This is a genomic window from Aureibaculum luteum, assembly GCF_003449015.1.
Classification (GTDB): Bacteria; Bacteroidota; Bacteroidia; order Flavobacteriales; family Flavobacteriaceae; genus Aureibaculum; species Aureibaculum luteum.
Window position 1 is genome coordinate 72,041 of the sequence record NZ_QRGD01000006.1, and the last position, 16,163, is coordinate 88,203.

Annotated in this window: 15 protein-coding genes; 3 read left to right on the forward strand and 12 right to left on the reverse strand. The window is 32.3% G+C overall.

Annotation, left to right across the window (positions count from 1 at the left end; all coding sequences use genetic code 11):
- The 10 genes from D3P13_RS14160 to D3P13_RS14205 all read right to left on the reverse strand — a co-directional run bounded on the left by D3P13_RS14160 (position 1) and on the right by D3P13_RS14205 (position 8,914).
- Positions 1–459, reverse strand: a complete 459-nt coding sequence (locus D3P13_RS14160) for an ABC transporter permease (protein ID WP_232829202.1) — start codon at positions 457–459, stop codon at positions 1–3.
- The gene (locus D3P13_RS14165; RefSeq protein ID WP_117883531.1) at positions 460–885 is read right to left on the reverse strand and encodes a hypothetical protein; all 426 of its coding nucleotides are present in this window, start codon (positions 883–885) and stop codon (positions 460–462) included. It lies immediately after the preceding gene.
- A 1-nt stretch (position 886) separates the two neighbouring features.
- A complete protein-coding gene (locus D3P13_RS14170; protein ID WP_117883532.1) occupies positions 887–2,020 on the reverse strand; it encodes a beta-ketoacyl-ACP synthase III in 1,134 nt (377 codons plus the stop codon).
- A 39-nt stretch (positions 2,021–2,059) separates the two neighbouring features.
- The gene (locus D3P13_RS14175; protein WP_117883533.1) at positions 2,060–2,998 is read right to left on the reverse strand and encodes a dialkylrecorsinol condensing enzyme DarA; all 939 of its coding nucleotides are present in this window, start codon (positions 2,996–2,998) and stop codon (positions 2,060–2,062) included.
- Position 2,999: 1 nt separating this feature from the next.
- Positions 3,000–3,878 (reverse strand): LpxL/LpxP family acyltransferase, encoded by an 879-nt coding sequence (locus D3P13_RS14180; protein WP_117883534.1) that lies wholly within the window; start codon positions 3,876–3,878, stop codon positions 3,000–3,002.
- An 11-nt stretch (positions 3,879–3,889) separates the two neighbouring features.
- A complete protein-coding gene (locus D3P13_RS14185; RefSeq protein ID WP_117883535.1) occupies positions 3,890–4,132 on the reverse strand; it encodes a phosphopantetheine-binding protein in 243 nt (80 codons plus the stop codon).
- Positions 4,133–4,143: 11 nt separating this feature from the next.
- On the reverse strand, positions 4,144–5,361 hold the full coding sequence (locus D3P13_RS14190) for a beta-ketoacyl-[acyl-carrier-protein] synthase family protein (RefSeq protein ID WP_117883536.1): 1,218 nt from the start codon (positions 5,359–5,361) through the stop codon (positions 4,144–4,146).
- A gap of 14 nt (positions 5,362–5,375) precedes the next feature.
- Positions 5,376–6,107: a 3-oxoacyl-ACP reductase FabG gene (fabG, locus tag D3P13_RS14195; RefSeq protein ID WP_117883537.1), complete on the reverse strand. Its 732-nt coding sequence runs from the start codon at positions 6,105–6,107 to the stop codon at positions 5,376–5,378.
- Between the two features lie 3 nt (positions 6,108–6,110).
- A complete protein-coding gene (locus D3P13_RS14200; protein ID WP_117883538.1) occupies positions 6,111–7,259 on the reverse strand; it encodes a WG repeat-containing protein in 1,149 nt (382 codons plus the stop codon).
- Between the two features lie 125 nt (positions 7,260–7,384).
- Complete coding sequence (locus D3P13_RS14205) at positions 7,385–8,914, reverse strand: HAL/PAL/TAL family ammonia-lyase (RefSeq protein WP_117883539.1); 1,530 nt, start codon at positions 8,912–8,914, stop codon at positions 7,385–7,387.
- A gap of 93 nt (positions 8,915–9,007) precedes the next feature.
- Between D3P13_RS14205 and D3P13_RS14210 the strand changes: the two genes are divergently transcribed.
- Positions 9,008–10,246, forward strand: coding sequence for an NAD(P)/FAD-dependent oxidoreductase (locus D3P13_RS14210; protein WP_117883540.1), 1,239 nt, complete (start codon positions 9,008–9,010; stop codon positions 10,244–10,246).
- Between the two features lie 177 nt (positions 10,247–10,423).
- On the opposite strand, the gene D3P13_RS14215 is transcribed toward D3P13_RS14210, so the two are convergent.
- Complete coding sequence (locus tag D3P13_RS14215) at positions 10,424–11,200, reverse strand: XRE family transcriptional regulator (protein ID WP_117883541.1); 777 nt, start codon at positions 11,198–11,200, stop codon at positions 10,424–10,426.
- Between the two features lie 160 nt (positions 11,201–11,360).
- Between D3P13_RS14215 and D3P13_RS14220 the strand changes: the two genes are divergently transcribed.
- Complete coding sequence (locus D3P13_RS14220; protein ID WP_117883542.1) at positions 11,361–14,333, forward strand: DNA polymerase III subunit alpha; 2,973 nt, start codon at positions 11,361–11,363, stop codon at positions 14,331–14,333.
- Positions 14,330–15,550 (forward strand): DNA polymerase IV, encoded by a 1,221-nt coding sequence (gene dinB / locus D3P13_RS14225; protein ID WP_117883543.1) that lies wholly within the window; start codon positions 14,330–14,332, stop codon positions 15,548–15,550. Before D3P13_RS14220 ends, dinB begins: the two co-directional genes overlap by 4 nt.
- A gap of 2 nt (positions 15,551–15,552) precedes the next feature.
- On the opposite strand, the gene D3P13_RS14230 is transcribed toward dinB, so the two are convergent.
- Positions 15,553–16,158 (reverse strand): hypothetical protein, encoded by a 606-nt coding sequence (locus D3P13_RS14230; RefSeq protein WP_117883544.1) that lies wholly within the window; start codon positions 16,156–16,158, stop codon positions 15,553–15,555.
- Between the last annotated feature and the right edge of the window lie 5 nt (positions 16,159–16,163).

The following is a 16,163-nucleotide window of genomic DNA, read 5'->3' on the forward strand; positions in this document are numbered from 1 at the left end:
TTATTTTACTTCTTTAATAAATAAGTTCATTACACATTTAGCTAAAACAATTTCTGTATTTTCAATGATACAATTCAATGCACAAATACTATATCCATCAGCATCAAATCTTGAAATAAGATTTGCAGTGGTAACAATTGTCTCGTTTAATTGCGGCAATTTAATGATATTAAACGACTTAACACCACTTATAAAACCTACAAGCTTTGTGTTTTTTCCTTCAACATCTTCCTCATCAAAATAACTTTTACCTACTATGGCCGAACATGTTTGAGCTGCATTTTCTATTAAACCCGACTCCGAAAGGTCATTTTCATCCACAAAAATACAATCAGACGTTATTGAAAAACTAGTCTTAACACTCTCATCATCAATAGACAATAAAGTATCTACCATTAACATAGGAACTCTATGTGGTAGAAAGTTTTTAATATCAATATGACTTGAAGTGCTATCCAATTATTTTGCAACTACTGTTTTCATTTCGCTAGTAGCTATTGATTTACCATTTAGTTTAACATTAATGGCAACTAAAGTTACCCCCATTACTTCGTGTAAAATAAAAGCCGTTGTTTCTAACGTATCATTTAATTGGGGCAAGATAAGAATTTCTACGCTTTTAATAGATCCAATATATCCAGTAGGAGAAGGTTTATCTAGTAAATGGTATTTATACCCGGTGTGCAGTGCAACTGTTTGAGCCATATGCTCAATTAAACCAGGTTCTGTAAACGTATTATTTTTAGTAAAAATATTGGCATCTGAAATTGTTAAACAAGAAGTAACCTCGCTATCCGTATAGTGTAATAATTTATCAACCATTACAAACGGTGCTTTTTGCGGAATTAAATTAGTTACCGGTATGTTTAAGGAATCATTATTCAAATTAACAAACAGTTAAAAGTGCATAATTATAAGCAAATCTTGCACTTTCTGGAACATGCAATAAAATGGTATCGCCTTTGTTTAATTTTCCAGAATCTACTAATTCTTCTAACATAATGTAAATAGAGGCTGCTCCTACATTTCCTACTTTTTCTAAATTCATAAACCATTTATCCAATGGTACTACAAAATCTTGTTTTACCATTTCTTCATACAATTTATCCTTAAAATAAAAAGATGAAATATGTGGTAAGTAGTAGGTTAAATCTTCAGGTTTCACATTATGCTTGTCTAAAGCATGTTTTAAACTATCAACGCCTTTTACTAAAATATTTTCACTTAATAATTTCACATCTTGTTTCATGGCGAACAAAGATTGTTCACTCCAATCATGAGCTGGAAACTCACTCCAAGGCTTTAACTGGCCATTTTCCAATTTATCTCCACCAGCGTACATACATGTATCTAGCTCATGAGCATATGAATATCCTTCAATCCATTCAATTTTTAATGGTTGTTTCCCTTTTGGTTCACTTTCTAATAAAACAGCACCTGCACCATCGGAAAGCATCCAACGTAAAAATTCTTTATTAAAAGCAATTATAGGCTGCTCTTCTAACGATTTTAAATGGTTCACCTCTTCTTCAAAAGTATTCGCCATCATCCAAGAAGAAGTACGTTCAGAACCCGCACAAACGGCATTATTAACTTGATGAGCTTTAACAGATAAGAATCCATATTTTAATGCATTCATTCCTGAACAACATGCACCTGAAGGTGAATTTATTTCTAAATTTCTATTCTTTAAAAAGCCATGAACCATTGCGGTATGCGATGGTAATATTTGATCAGGACTAGAGGTACCACAAGATAATAATTCAATATCTTTTGTCGTAAAATCTTCATCACAAAGAAGCTCTACAGCTTCCTTAGTTAGTTGTGCATTATTGTGAGTAATTTCACCATTTTCATCAATGGCATAATACCTCGTTTTAATCTTATTATTTCGTAAAACTATACCCTTAGCTTTGGAAGATTTTCCATTTAGAATACCTAATTTTTGTTCCATTTGATCATTAGGAACAGGGTTGTTAGGTAAAAATTTTGCAATTCTAGTTATGTAGACGTCATTCATTCTTTAAAAGTAATATTTTTTAAGGAAACTACTATTAAATTAAGTATTAGATATACCCTTTAGTTTAACAGAAGCATAATATTTTTTATCTTTTTTAATTTTACCTATAAAAGGTAAATAGGTCAGCAAAAATACAATAAAAAGTACTGGTCCGAAGAACCAAATTGCAAATTTTAAGTATTTATCAAAAACCCGAACCCATTTTAATCTTTTTGGTTCTCCAGGCTTGCCTTTTTTGATGATAAAATTAGACCATTTATCAAAAATAACATTGGCTCTTTTGTCCATTGTAATTAAAAATGGCTTTACCACTACTGCTCCAATTTTTAATAAGTTATCTTGTAAATATGTATAGTCATTTTTGTTTAAGCTTTCCAATATTGGTTTGCCAAACTTAACAGATTCATCAATATCTTTTTGAGAAACCCCTGGTTTTGGAAAAACACCTAAGTACTTTTCCTTTTTACCATTCATCATCCATTTTTCTATAGTGATAACACTAACATGATTTATGTTTCTATCTACCAACGCAATATTACCAACTAAATTCGCTTGGTTTTCAATTAATAAATGCTTCATTTTTTCTTGAGCCTTTATCCACATATTACGACACGCTATAAGTGTTATAACGGGTGTATCTTTTACTATTTTTTTAGCAGATTCCGATTTTAAAAATGAGTTTATAGGTACAGAAGGTGTGAGGTACCAAACTTGATATGCAAGTATAACTAAATCGTATTTCTTCGTAAATATTTCAGGATTTGGTTCTTCCAATTTACATGGAATTTGTAAAAATGATTCAGGAAAAACATCATAAAACTTATCTGCTTTCCATGGAAAACCAAATTCTTCAACTGGTTTTATTTGATGATATGAAACGGAAACATTATTTGAATTTTCCAGTTCCTGTACTACATTTTGAGCAATTTCTAGCAACTGCCCAGACTGTGTGTAATATATTACTAAAACGTTTTTCATATTATTTATTATCTTCCCAAAAATCGAAATAATTAAACCATTGTAACGGGTATTGTTTTAAAATCCACTCTATACTTTCTGTATAGTTCTGTAACAACCCCTGTGCATCTCTTTTTTTTGCTGTTGCCAATCGGGTATATAAATGATAGTGCTTGTTTGTCTCTTTCATTACATAAACAAACGCTACGGGTACTTTTAAGCGAGAAGCCAATAAAAAAGGGCCTGCTGGAAACTTCGCTTCCTTTCCAAATAAATGCTCTTCTAAAAAACGAGTTCCTTCAAAGTATCTATCTCCAGTAAAACAAATTAATTCATTATTTGCTAATGCTGAATTGATTTCAAAGATATGAGATAAATCTTCCTTTATCAATATTAATTTAATGCTTGATTTTTCTGATACCGACTCTAAATATTCCTTTATATCACTATGCTCTTGATCAGTTGTAACAATATTGATTTGTGAGTTGAAATCAATTTCTTTAAAAAAGAACTCTGCTATTTCAAAATTACCAACATGAGCACTGATTAATATTCCGCCATTTTTATTAGCAATGAGTTGTTTTAAATTATCAATACCATCAAAATCGTAAGTGAATTTATTTCGTAATCCCGATCTAATGGCTACTTTATCAATTATGGTTTGTCCAAATTTATAATAACTTTTATAAACATTGAAGACACTTTTTATTGAGGAATATTTTAACCTTTTTCTAAAATAATTATAGGAAGCTTTTGTGCCTTTGGGAGAAAATATCAAGAAATAAAAAGCAACGAAGTACAAAATAAAATAAGCCGAACGTAAGCCCAGCTTTTTCATAAAAAAAATAAATATTCTATAACCTAAAACGGTACCTCTGGATTTACCTTCCCATTGTGCCATAACAGATTATATTAAGCTAACTTCCGCTCTATTAAATTATAAAAATCATGAAGTTTAATCACGTTTACAAAATCTTCACCAATCAGTTTTACTCCGAAATTAGATTCTACCGCAACGACCAGATCAACAAAATCTAAACTATCTAGCTCTAATGTTTCTTTTAAGTTAGCCTCAGGGCTAATTGCATCCTCTTCAACTTCAAATTCATCTATAAGGAAATCATTAATTTTACTAATGATGTCTTCTTTATTCATAACCGTAATAATTAAATCTTTTTAATAATTAATGCCGAGTTTGTTCCGCCAAACCCAAAAGAATTGGACAAAAATACATCAATTTTTTTATCTACAGTCTCTCTAGCAATGTTTAATTTTGCAGCATCTTCGTCTGGTGTTTTCAAATTAATATTAGGGGCTACAAATGAATGTTGCATCATTAACATTGAATAAACGACTTCACTTGCACCTGCCATCCAACACTCATGACCTGTCATAGATTTTGTAGAACTTATATAAGGACAATTATCACCAAATATATTATAAATTGCTTTCGCCTCATTAGCATCACCTACTGGTGTAGAAGTGGCGTGAGCATTAACATAATCAATAGTTTTTTTATCTATTTTAGCTTCGTCTATTGCTTTTTGCATGGCTCTGGTAGGACCATCAGCATTGGGAGTTGAAATATGATCGCCATTTGATGAGAATCCATAACCAATAATTTCACCCAAAATAGGAGCTCCTCTTTTTATTGCTGAATCATAACTCTCTAAAATTACTGTAGCTGCACCACCGCTTGGAACTAAGCCATCTCTTTCAACATCAAAAGGTTTTGATGCTTCTGCAGGATTTTCTTCCTTTATTGAAAACACACCTAAACCATCAAAACTAGCCATGGCTAGTTTATTTATTTCTTGAGCTCCACCACAAATTATAGTGTCTTGTAACCCACTTTTTATTAAATGATAGCCAACACCAATAGCATGCGAACCACTAGCACAAGCAGCACTAATCGTAAAATTCACTCCTTTTAACTTGAAAATAGTAGATAGATTCATGTTTACGGTAGAATTCATCGCTTTAAAAATAGCTCCTGACCCCACTAAAGTAGTGTCTTTTTTTTCTCTTACGATATCTATAGATTCAATAACTGACCGTGCCGTACTATCATTGCCAAATAAAATACCAACTTCATTAATATCTAAAAAATCTTGAGAAATTCCAGCATTTTTTAAGGCTTCAACGGTTGATATGTATGCAAATTGAGCTTCTTCGCCCATGCTAATGCGTTGTCTTCTTGAAAGTAACTTTTTTAAATCGGGTTCTGCAACCATTCCGGTTAGTGCAGAACGGTAACCAAACTCTTTACGTTCGGCATCAAATACAATTCCAGATTTCCCTTTATATAAAGATTCTTTTACTTCGTCTAAATTACTCCCTATGCAAGAGTAAATACCCATTCCTGTTATAACAACTCTATTCATTTTTCTTTCAGCAATTATGAATAAATTCCACCATTTATATTAATTACCTCACCAGTAATATAAGAAGATTTTTTAGAAGCTAAAAACGAAACCAAATCAGCTACTTCTTCGGCCTCACCGAATCTGTTTACAGGAATCATTCTTTTCAATTCTTTTTCATCTAACTCGGCGGTCATATCTGAATTAATAAACCCAGGAGCTACCGCGTTAACTGTTATTTTTCGTTTAGCTACTTCTTGAGCTAAAGCTTTTGTAGCGGCTACAATTGCTCCTTTTGCTGCAGAATAATTGGTTTGTCCTGGTGTACCTTTTACACCCGAAACAGAAACCATATTAATAATTCTACCGTAGCGATTACTTAACATTTTTTGAATTAAATGATTGGTAACATTATAAAAACCATTTAAACTTGTATTGATAACACTGTGCCAATCTTCAGCAGGCATCCACATAAACAAACCGTCTTTGGTAATTCCTGCGTTGTTTACTAACACCTCAATAATTGAACCTTCGTTTGCATCAATCCAAGTATCTAGAGCGTTTTTTACAGCATCGGCATTTGCTACATCAAACTGAATAATTTCACCAGTATTACCCAGCTCTCGCACCTGCTTTAAAGTATCTAATGCCGCTTCTTTATTTGAATTGTAATTGATTAAGATATGGTAATCAGAATCTTCTGCCAACTTTTTACAAATTGCTTTTCCAATTCCTCTAGAACCTCCTGTTACTAATGCACACTTCATTAACTATTTATTTATATCTGTAAATGATTCAACTCTATCAAACCAAGTATTATTTAATACATTACCCTTAGTATCGATAAAACCCCATTTCTTTTTCTTACTAACTCTTGCTAAGCCGTTATAAAAACCTTTCTCATTGCCTTTTCCAAAGATTAGTCCTACAGCAAGTAATCCACGATTAGAAATTTCATAGTCATAGTCAACAACTAGTTTTCCTGATGTATCAATAAACCCCCATAGCTTATCCATTTTTACAGGTGCCAAACCGTCTTCACTAAATATCTCAGCATCTCTAAACGTTTCAGGAATTACCATTTCTCCTTTCGTATTAATATACCCCCATTTATCTACCGTCATTACGGGAGCCAAACCATTATAAAACCCTCTTACTTTTTTATAGTTAGGTTTGATTACCCATTCTCCTTTTCTATTAATAAAACCAACTAATTTTAAGGCATCATTGGCATACGTTAATTCTTCACCATCACGAAAGTCCCAAATTTTTAACACACCTTCAACTTTTGTAAATTTACCATCGACGATCATTCCACTTACACCATCTTTCTTAGCAGTAAGATTTCCTTCAGACCAAACTCCTAAACCTTCATATTCTGCAGGTAAAACAATTTTACCCATCGTATTTATTAAGCCATATGATTCGCCTTTTTTTACTTTGGCATGCCCATTTTCAAAGGCATAAATTTTATCATAAGTAGGCTCTAAAAGGATCTCTCCTTCTGGATTAATTAAACCTACAAGATCATTTTGCTTAATGTATGCTACTCCGTCTTCAAAACTATAAAGCTCTTTAGAGTCGGGCATTTCAACTTTTTCACCTTTCTTATTAATATACATCCATTCCTTGTTCAACAACACGATGGCTAAACCACTATTAAAGCTCTTAACTTTTGCATATGTTGGTTTTATTACGACCTCTCCTTCTCCATTGATATACCCCCATTCTTTACCTTCTTTAAAAGGTGCTAACCCATCTGCAAAATTACCAGCATCTTTAAGGGTAGGTTCAATTATCCAAGAACCATCTGGTTTAATAAATCCAACTTTCTTTTTTTGAACAACTAAAGCCGCTTTTTGAGCAATAACGGATTGACTTATAAGAGCCACAACTAAAATAAATAGTATTTTTTTCATAATGATTAGAGTTTATTTCAAAAATAGAAATTAAATTGAATAATTCTGCTTTTTATGTATAACCTGTATGAAATTCGTTACAACTGGCAAAGAACTCCACTTAATGAGTTCAATTTACTAAAAATTTAGTTACTCTTTGTTTCCATCAAGTATTTTTTGACAGCTCCAACATATGGATACATCACTATATCTTCTTTAAAGGCAGGTACAAGGTTTCTAACCGCATCGAATAACGTTTTGGTTGTTGACGAAACTTTATCTTGAAATTCTAAATATTCAATAGCTTGTATAATTGTAATCATTTCAATTGCAACTACTTCAAACCCATTTTCAATTACTTTTTTAGTCATTAGTGCGGCATTTGTCCCCATACTGACAATATCTTGATTGTCGTTATTATTTGGAATACTATGCACGTACATCGGATTAGACAAGGTTTGACTTTCTGCTGTTGTAGAAGTTGCTGTGAATTGCACACCTTGCATTCCGAAATTTAATCCCAATTGTCCTAAATTAACAAATGGAGGTAGAATATCGTTCAATTTAGAATTTAATAAATAATTCAATTGACGTTCTGCCAACATGGTCATTTTTGTAGTAACAATTTTTAATTTGTCCATTTCTAGAGAAACATAATCACCATGGAAATTACCACCATGATATACTTGTTGTTTGTTAACATCAACTATAGGATTATCATTAGCTGAATTAACCTCTTCAATTAATACTTTTTGTACACTTTTTAAAGTGTCTAAAACAGGACCTAATATTTGCGGTACACAACGTAACGAATAATACTCTTGTACCTTCTCTTTAAATACAGTGCTATTTTCATTAGCATTGTATAAATATTCTTCTCTATTTCTTATTAATGAGCTGTCTTTTAAATGCTCTCGCATTCTTTTGGCAACTTCTTGCTGCCCTTTATGTTTTTTAGTGCTGTTTAACTCTTCTGATAAATGATCACTATACGCCTCTACCACTTCATTAATAGCAGATGAACATTTTAAAACCCAGTTTAATAATCGTTTGGTATAAATTACATTTACAATACCAATACCTGTCATTACTGAAGTACCGTTAATTAACCCTAACCCCTCACGTAGTTCAACAGTAATTGGTTTTAATCCTTCAATTTTAAAAACTTCAGCAGTTGATACACGATCTCCTTTATAAAAAACTTCTCCTTCACCTATCAATACCAAAGCTAAATGTGCCAATTGTACTAAATCACCACTCGCTCCTACACCACCATGCTCATAAATTAAAGGTGTAATATCTCTATTTATAAATTCTTTCATCAATTTAACAACCGATGGGTGTACACCAGAATTTCCTAAACTTAAGGTATTTAACCTAGCTAACATTGCTGCTTTTACATACATTTCAGGGATTGGATTACCAACACCAGAGGCATGACTTCTAATTAAGTTATATTGAAGTTGAATTCTATCTTCATCTTTGATTTTATATTGAGCCATGGGCCCAAATCCGGTATTTACACCATAAATCACTTTGTTTTCGGAGAACTCTTTTAAGAAATTAAAACTCTTTTCTACCCTCGTTAGTAAGGTCTTATCAAGTTCAATTTTACTTTTATTAAAAATTACTTCGTAAAAATCTTTTAAATCTAATTCTCCTTTAATGTTAAGCATTCACTACAGGGTTTATTGGTAAATAATTCACTTTTTTGATATATTGAAGCGACAAATTTAATATTTTTACACAGAACTTAGTCAAAATTAGTAATGAATACAGAAAATGTAGATGTTTTAATTATTGGAGCAGGTCCTTCCGGATGTGTTTCCGCTGCCTATTTACATAAAAAAGGATTATCAGTTCTAGTGGTTGAAAAATCTAAATTCCCAAGATTTGTAATAGGTGAAAGTTTATTACCAAAGTCAATGGAACACTTTAAAGAAGTTGGTCTTTTTGAGTGTTTAGACGCCATGAATTTTGAAAAAAAACGAGGTGCACGTTTTATACGTGGAGAAGAAGTTTGCCTTTTTGATTTTAGTAAAAAATATACTGAGGGTTGGGACTGGACTTGGCAAGCACCTAGAGCAGATTTTGACAAAGCCTTGGCGGATGAAATTGTAAGAAAAGGTGTGCCTATTGCTTTTGAGTGGGCGGTTACTGATATTGAGTTTGAAGGTTCAAGTTCAAAAACTATTATTAAAAATAACAACGGTGAAGAAAAAATAATCAATGCCAAACATGTTATAGATTCTAGCGGTTATGGTAGAGTTTTACCTAGATTGTTAGATTTAGACAAACCCTCTACCCTACCAAAGCATTCTTCTATTTTCACACATGTAATTGATACAAATAGACCTAAGGGAACTGAAGGCACGCTCATTACTTTTGACATTGTAAAGCCACAGGTTTGGTTATGGGTTATCCCCTTTTCAAATGGAAAAACAAGTTTAGGTATCGTAGGCCCCACAGAATTTATAGAATCTTATAAAGGAAATACTTCAGAAATGTTTTCTGAAATGCTTAAACTATCTACACATTATTATAATCGGTTTAAGGATGTAGATTTTGAATTTGATCCTATTTGTATCAAAAACTACTCAAAGTCAGTTAAACAATTGTATGGAGATGGCTATGTATTAACAGGAAATAGTTCTGAATTTTTAGATCCTGTATTTTCATCTGGTGTGGCGTTTGCTACCGAGTCTTCTTTATTGGCAGCTAAATTAGTAGAGCGACAATTAAAAGGCGAAAGTGTAGATTGGGAAAATGAATATACCAATTATATTAAAAAAGGTGTAAATGTATTTTCTACGTATGTGAAAGAATGGTATACAGAAAACCTACAAACATTATTTTTTCACAGGCCTGAAAACCCTGAAGTTAAAGAAAAAATTTGTGCTGTTTTAGCGGGCTATGTTTGGGATGAAACCAATCCTTTTGTAAAAAAACACGATAGAGCAGTAAGCTCTATGGCCCATTTAATTGATATGGGGAAAAGCCTCCCTTAACCCCAAAATCATTAATTAAGAGTAAAAGTTGTTACAGTTATCAGGTTGAGCGAAGTCGAAACCTATATATACGCGAGATAAGTTCTTGACTCCGATTGAACTGACCATAATTTACTTTAACTAAACGACATTGCCCCATATAAAATTATTGTTTTTTTATATCATGAATCCTATTCATTACAACGCAACTGTTTTATCAATCGCTCTTAGTTCTACTTTTAACTCTTGAAACATATTTACAATGCTACTCAGTTTCAACTCTTCTTTACTATACTCTTGAGTATTGATACAACATGTAAATTTCCATACTTCTAATACTTCTTCTATTTTCACTTCGTAAGGAGCGTATCTTTTATTATCAGAATATAACAGCAAACTTTTCCGATCTTTAATTCTATTATAAACACGTTTATAAACTAACCCATCGTCTTTGGTAAGTACTATATAGGTTCTACCATCTTTTACATCTTCAATATCTGAGACATACTTTGCTACGATAAAAGAACCATCTTTTACGGGCAACATAGAATCTCCTTTTATAGGAAATGCTCTGTGCGTGCCTGTAGGCAGAAAAGGCAAGTTAAATTTCTGTAAATGCTCTATATATTCAGGGTCAGAATAGCCGTTTAAATAACCCGCGGAAGCCTCTATGGTTACTACTTCTATAAGCTCTTCATTATGTTCATTAACACTTATAGGAAATAATACTCTTTTATTCCCAATATCTATAAATGATAAATCTTTCGTTTTTCTTAAATCGACTTTAATCAAGGTATCTATCGGAATCTTTATATACTTAGACAAATCAATTAATTTATCAATTGAAGGTTCTGTTCTACCCGACTCAAAAGAAGCAATCATGGCTCTTGACCATTCTAATTCTTCAGCAAAAAACTCTTGCGAAAAAGTCTTTAATTCCCTTAGGTGACGAATGTTTGTTGCAATATAATTCATCTGTTATTTTATGTTTTTTTTATCTGTCAAATGGAATTCACTATTTAAAATCTGAGCATTATATTAGAATTTTAGATAGTTTATTTCATAATGTTTCAAAATTAAACAATAATTGTTTCATAATGAAACTAAATTTGTAAAAAAATTATAAAGAATAAACGTGTACCTCAATTGTCATACATATTATAGCCTTCGTTACGGCACTATAAGTCCAGAAAACTTATTGGATTTAGCAGTTAAAAACAACTTGCATACCATTGCCCTGACGGATATTAACAGCACTTCGGCATGTTTAGATCTTGTGCGTTTATCATTAGAAAAAAAAATTAAACCTGTTTTAGGTGTTGATTTCAGAGATGGAGTAGAACAAAAATTTATAGTCTTGGCAAAAAACAATGCTGGTTTTCAAAAAATCAACACTTATCTCTCTACTTTTTTACATGATAAAACCTTGAAAATTCCAGAGCAACCTAAATACATCAATGATACTTTTGTTATTTATCCTTTTGAAAAAGATAAAGATTACATTTTAAAAGAAAATGAATATTTAGGCATTAAACCCAAAGACCTCAACCATTTAAAGTTTTCAAAATGGAATAACAGTCGTGAAAAAATGGTGGTATTACAGACCGTTTCTTTTCAGGATAAAAAAGACTTTAACACACACCGACTCTTACGAGCTATTGACAACAATACCTTATTAAGCAAGCTCCCTTCAAGCGAACAAGGAGCTGAAACAGATCTATTATTATCGCTCAGTACACTAAAACTTATTTATGCTGATTATCCTGAATTAATTAAAAATACCAAAAAGTTATTAGGCAATTGCACAATTGATTTTGACTTCTCTCAAAAGGTTCCTAACAACCAAAAATCATATACCAATAGTGAAAGTTTAGATTATCGCTTATTAGAAAAACTCACCTATCAAGGATTGAATTATCGCTATCAAAACCCCGATGAAACAATTTATAATCGGATAAAAAAAGAATTAGATATTGTCAAACAAAAAGGCTTTGTCTCTTATTTTTTAATCAATTGGAAAATCCTCAAATATGCCCGTAGCAAAGGCTATTTCTATGTAGGCCGTGGTAGTGGTGCCAATAGTATTGTAGCATACCTTTTACGAATTACAGATGTTGACCCTGTGGAGTTAGACTTGTATTTTGAGCGTTTTATCAATCTTTATCGTAAAAACCCACCTGATTTTGATATTGATTTTTCATGGACAGACCGTGATGATATTACTCAATTTATTTTTAAACGTTTTAAAAACACAGCATTAATAGCTGTTTACAACACTTTTAAATTCAGGGCTTCTGTACGAGAACTGGGTAAGGTTTTTGGGTTACCGAAATCAGAAATGGATATATTAACCAGAGGAAAATATAATTTTAATACGTTAGATAAATTATCACAATTGGTAATTACCTACAGCAAATATATTCAAGGATTTCCCAACTATTTAGGCATACATGCGGGAGGAATTTTAATTTCTGAAAAACCGATTCATTATTACTGTGCTACCTTTTTTCCTCCTAAAGGATTTTCCACCACGCAATTTGATATGGTAGTTGCCGAAGATATTGGCTTGTATAAATTCGATATTTTAAGTCAACGTGGGTTGGGTAAAATAAAAGATACTGTTGAAATTGTTAACCATAATTATCCTGAAAAAGAAGCCATAGACATTCATGATATCAAACGATTTAAAGAAGACAGACAGATTAAGTACCTGCTTAAAAATGCCAAAGCTATTGGTTGTTTTTATGTAGAATCTCCAGCCATGCGAATGTTACTGAAGAAATTACAAGTTGACAATTATTTAGGCTTGGTAGCTGCAAGTTCTGTAATACGTCCTGGTGTAGCAAAATCGGGTATGATGCGAGAATACATTTTACGATATCGGTATCCAGAACGTAGAAAAGAAGCACATCCGGTACTTTTAAACATTATGCCCGAAACTTATGGTGTAATGGTCTATCAAGAAGATGTAATTAAAGTTGCCCATTATTTTGGCGGATTAACCCTAAGCGAAGCAGATATGTTACGCCGTGGAATGTCAGGTAAGTTCCGCTCTCGAGATGAATTTTTAAAAGTAAAACAATTGTTTTTTGACAATTGTAAAAAAGATAATAAACCAGAAACTTTAACCAGTGAAATCTGGCGACAAATTGAAAGTTTTGCTGGCTATGCTTTTGCTAAGGGACATTCCGCTTCATATGCTGTTGAAAGTTACCAAAGCCTCTTTTTAAAAGCGTACTACCCTATTGAATATATGGTAGCTACCTTAAATAATGGTGGTGGATTTTATAGTGTAGAACTCTATGTACATGAAGCCAGAATGCACGGAGCTATTATCGAAGCTCCGTGTATTAACACCAGTTATAATCAAACAATTGTACGTGATAAAACCATTTATTTGGGATATGGTTTTTTGCAATCTTTTGAATCTAATACCATTAAAAAAATCCTTTTAGAACGAGAAAAAAATGGATTATTTAAAAGCTTAAATGACTTTATAGAACGTGTTTCTATTTCAGTAGAACAAATTTCCATCTTAATAAAAATTAATGCTTTTCGATTTACAGGAATAAATAAACGCGAATTACTATGGCAAGCACATTTAAAAATAAGTAAAGTACCATTACAAGAAGATAGTATTACTTTATTTAAAACAGAGCGTATTTCTTATAAAACTCCAGAACTGAAAAGTACTGAGTTAGAGAATGCCTTTGACGAATTTGAATTGTTAGGCTTCCCATTGTGTAATCCTTTTAAATTATTGACAAAGCCTCAATATAATAATTCAAGGGCTATACATTTACCGCATTATAAAAACAAAACGATAGCGATTGAAGGCTATTTAGTAACTACAAAACGTACAGCAACATCGAATAACAAGACGATGTATTTTGGTACGTTTTTAGATCGTGATGGCGATTTTATAGACACCGTACATTTTCCGCCCGCAGCAATAAAATATCCCTTTAGGGGAAAAGGTATTTATGCTATTATTGGCAAAGTATTAGAAGAGTTTGATTGCATAAATATAGAAGTTAGTTCTATGCATAGGCTAGCTATTATTGAAGACCCGAGGTATTCAGACAAACCGAAATCAATTACAACATGACACAAAGAGACAGAGCTATTGTACATATGGATTTAGACACCTTTTTTGTGTCTTGTGAACGCTTATTAGATAATCGATTAAAAGGTAAACCCGTATTAATTGGCGGTACTTCTGACCGAGGGGTTGTAGCATCGTGCAGTTACGAAGCTAGAAAATTTGGCATCCATTCTGCTATGCCTATGCGTATGGCAAAACAGTTATGCCCTGAAGCAATTGTACTAAGAGGTAACTCTGGTATTTACACTAAATTTTCGCAAAATGTAACCGAAGTCATTAAAGAAAGTGTGCCTTTATATGAAAAAAGCTCTATTGATGAGTTTTATATTGACCTTACGGGAATGGACAAATTTTTTGGATGTCATCAATTAGCAAGTGAATTAAGACAACGCATTATGAAAGAAACAGGGTTGCCTATTTCTTTTGGACTGTCCATTAATAAAACCGTATCAAAAATTGCTACGGGCGAAGCCAAACCCGATAATCAAATTCAGATTATAAAGGGAACCGAAAAACCTTTTTTAGCCCCGTTATCTATTAGAAAAATACCCATGGTAGGCGAAGTTACTTACAAATCGTTATGCGACTTAGGTATCAAACGTATTATAACTGTACAAGAAATGCCCATGCAATTGATGCATAAAGTATTGGGTAAAAATGGTTTGAGTATTTGGAAAAAAGCCAATGGTATTGACAACAGCCCTGTGATACAATACCACGAACGGAAATCAATTTCTACCGAACGTACTTTTAACAAAGACACTACTGATGTTGAAAAATTAAGAAGTATTATTATTGCTATGACTGAAAATTTGGCATATCAGCTAAGACGGGGTCATAAATTAACGGCTTGTGTTACTTTTAAGATACGCTATTCTGATTTTCAAACTTACACCCAACAAAAAAGAATTTCTTATAGTTCTTTAGACAGTTCTATTTTACCCGTGGTATTAGACTTATTTAAAAAACTGTATAACAGACGGTTATTAGTACGATTAATTGGTGTTAAGTTTAGTCATTTGGTTGAAGGCGGACATCAAATCAACTTATTTGAAGATGATGAGAAATTAATAAATTTAAGTACCGCCATAGATAAAATGCGTGAACGCTATGGTGACCGTTCCGTGGTTAGTGCAAGTGGTATGGAAGCCAAAAGCATTAGTAGATGGAATCCCTTTACCGGAGAACCGCCACCATTGTTACCTAATAGGCGGAGATAAAATTATTTCGAAACCTTTTTTAACATTTTAGCAAATTCCTTAGCCAGTTTTGCATAACATTCTGAAATTCTATAACCAGAATCATAATCAAAACCCATAGCTCCAGCTCCTTGAACTTTAGAATATTTACCAGACCATAAAATAGTAGAAGGATTTTCAGTTTCATAAATTGTTAAAACCGCATCTATCTCTGCATTTTGCCTCCAAACACCAACATTATATCCTGCAAAAAGTTTAGTGGTGTGAATTTTAATAGTATACTTAGCTTCAGTATTGTCTTTGCTTACGTTAAACTCACCTTCATCAAACCTCTTATCAAAAGATTCTTTAAACTTTGGTTCATATCTATTTTCGCGGTCTGCAAACCAAGACTCTTTAAATTTTTCACCTGTACCAGCTTCTTTTTCTTCCCTTTTCGCCATTTTATCTTCTAAAAATTCTTCTTCCGAATCGTATTTAGGAATCTGTACATCCGAATAATCAAACTCTAAATTATATGAAGTAATACCTTTTAAATTTTTGGTCTTTCCTTCAATAGTTTTAGGTTTTTGAGCATACATTGTTAAGGTTGCTAAGATCAATGCGAATACTAATACTTGTTTTTTCATATTTA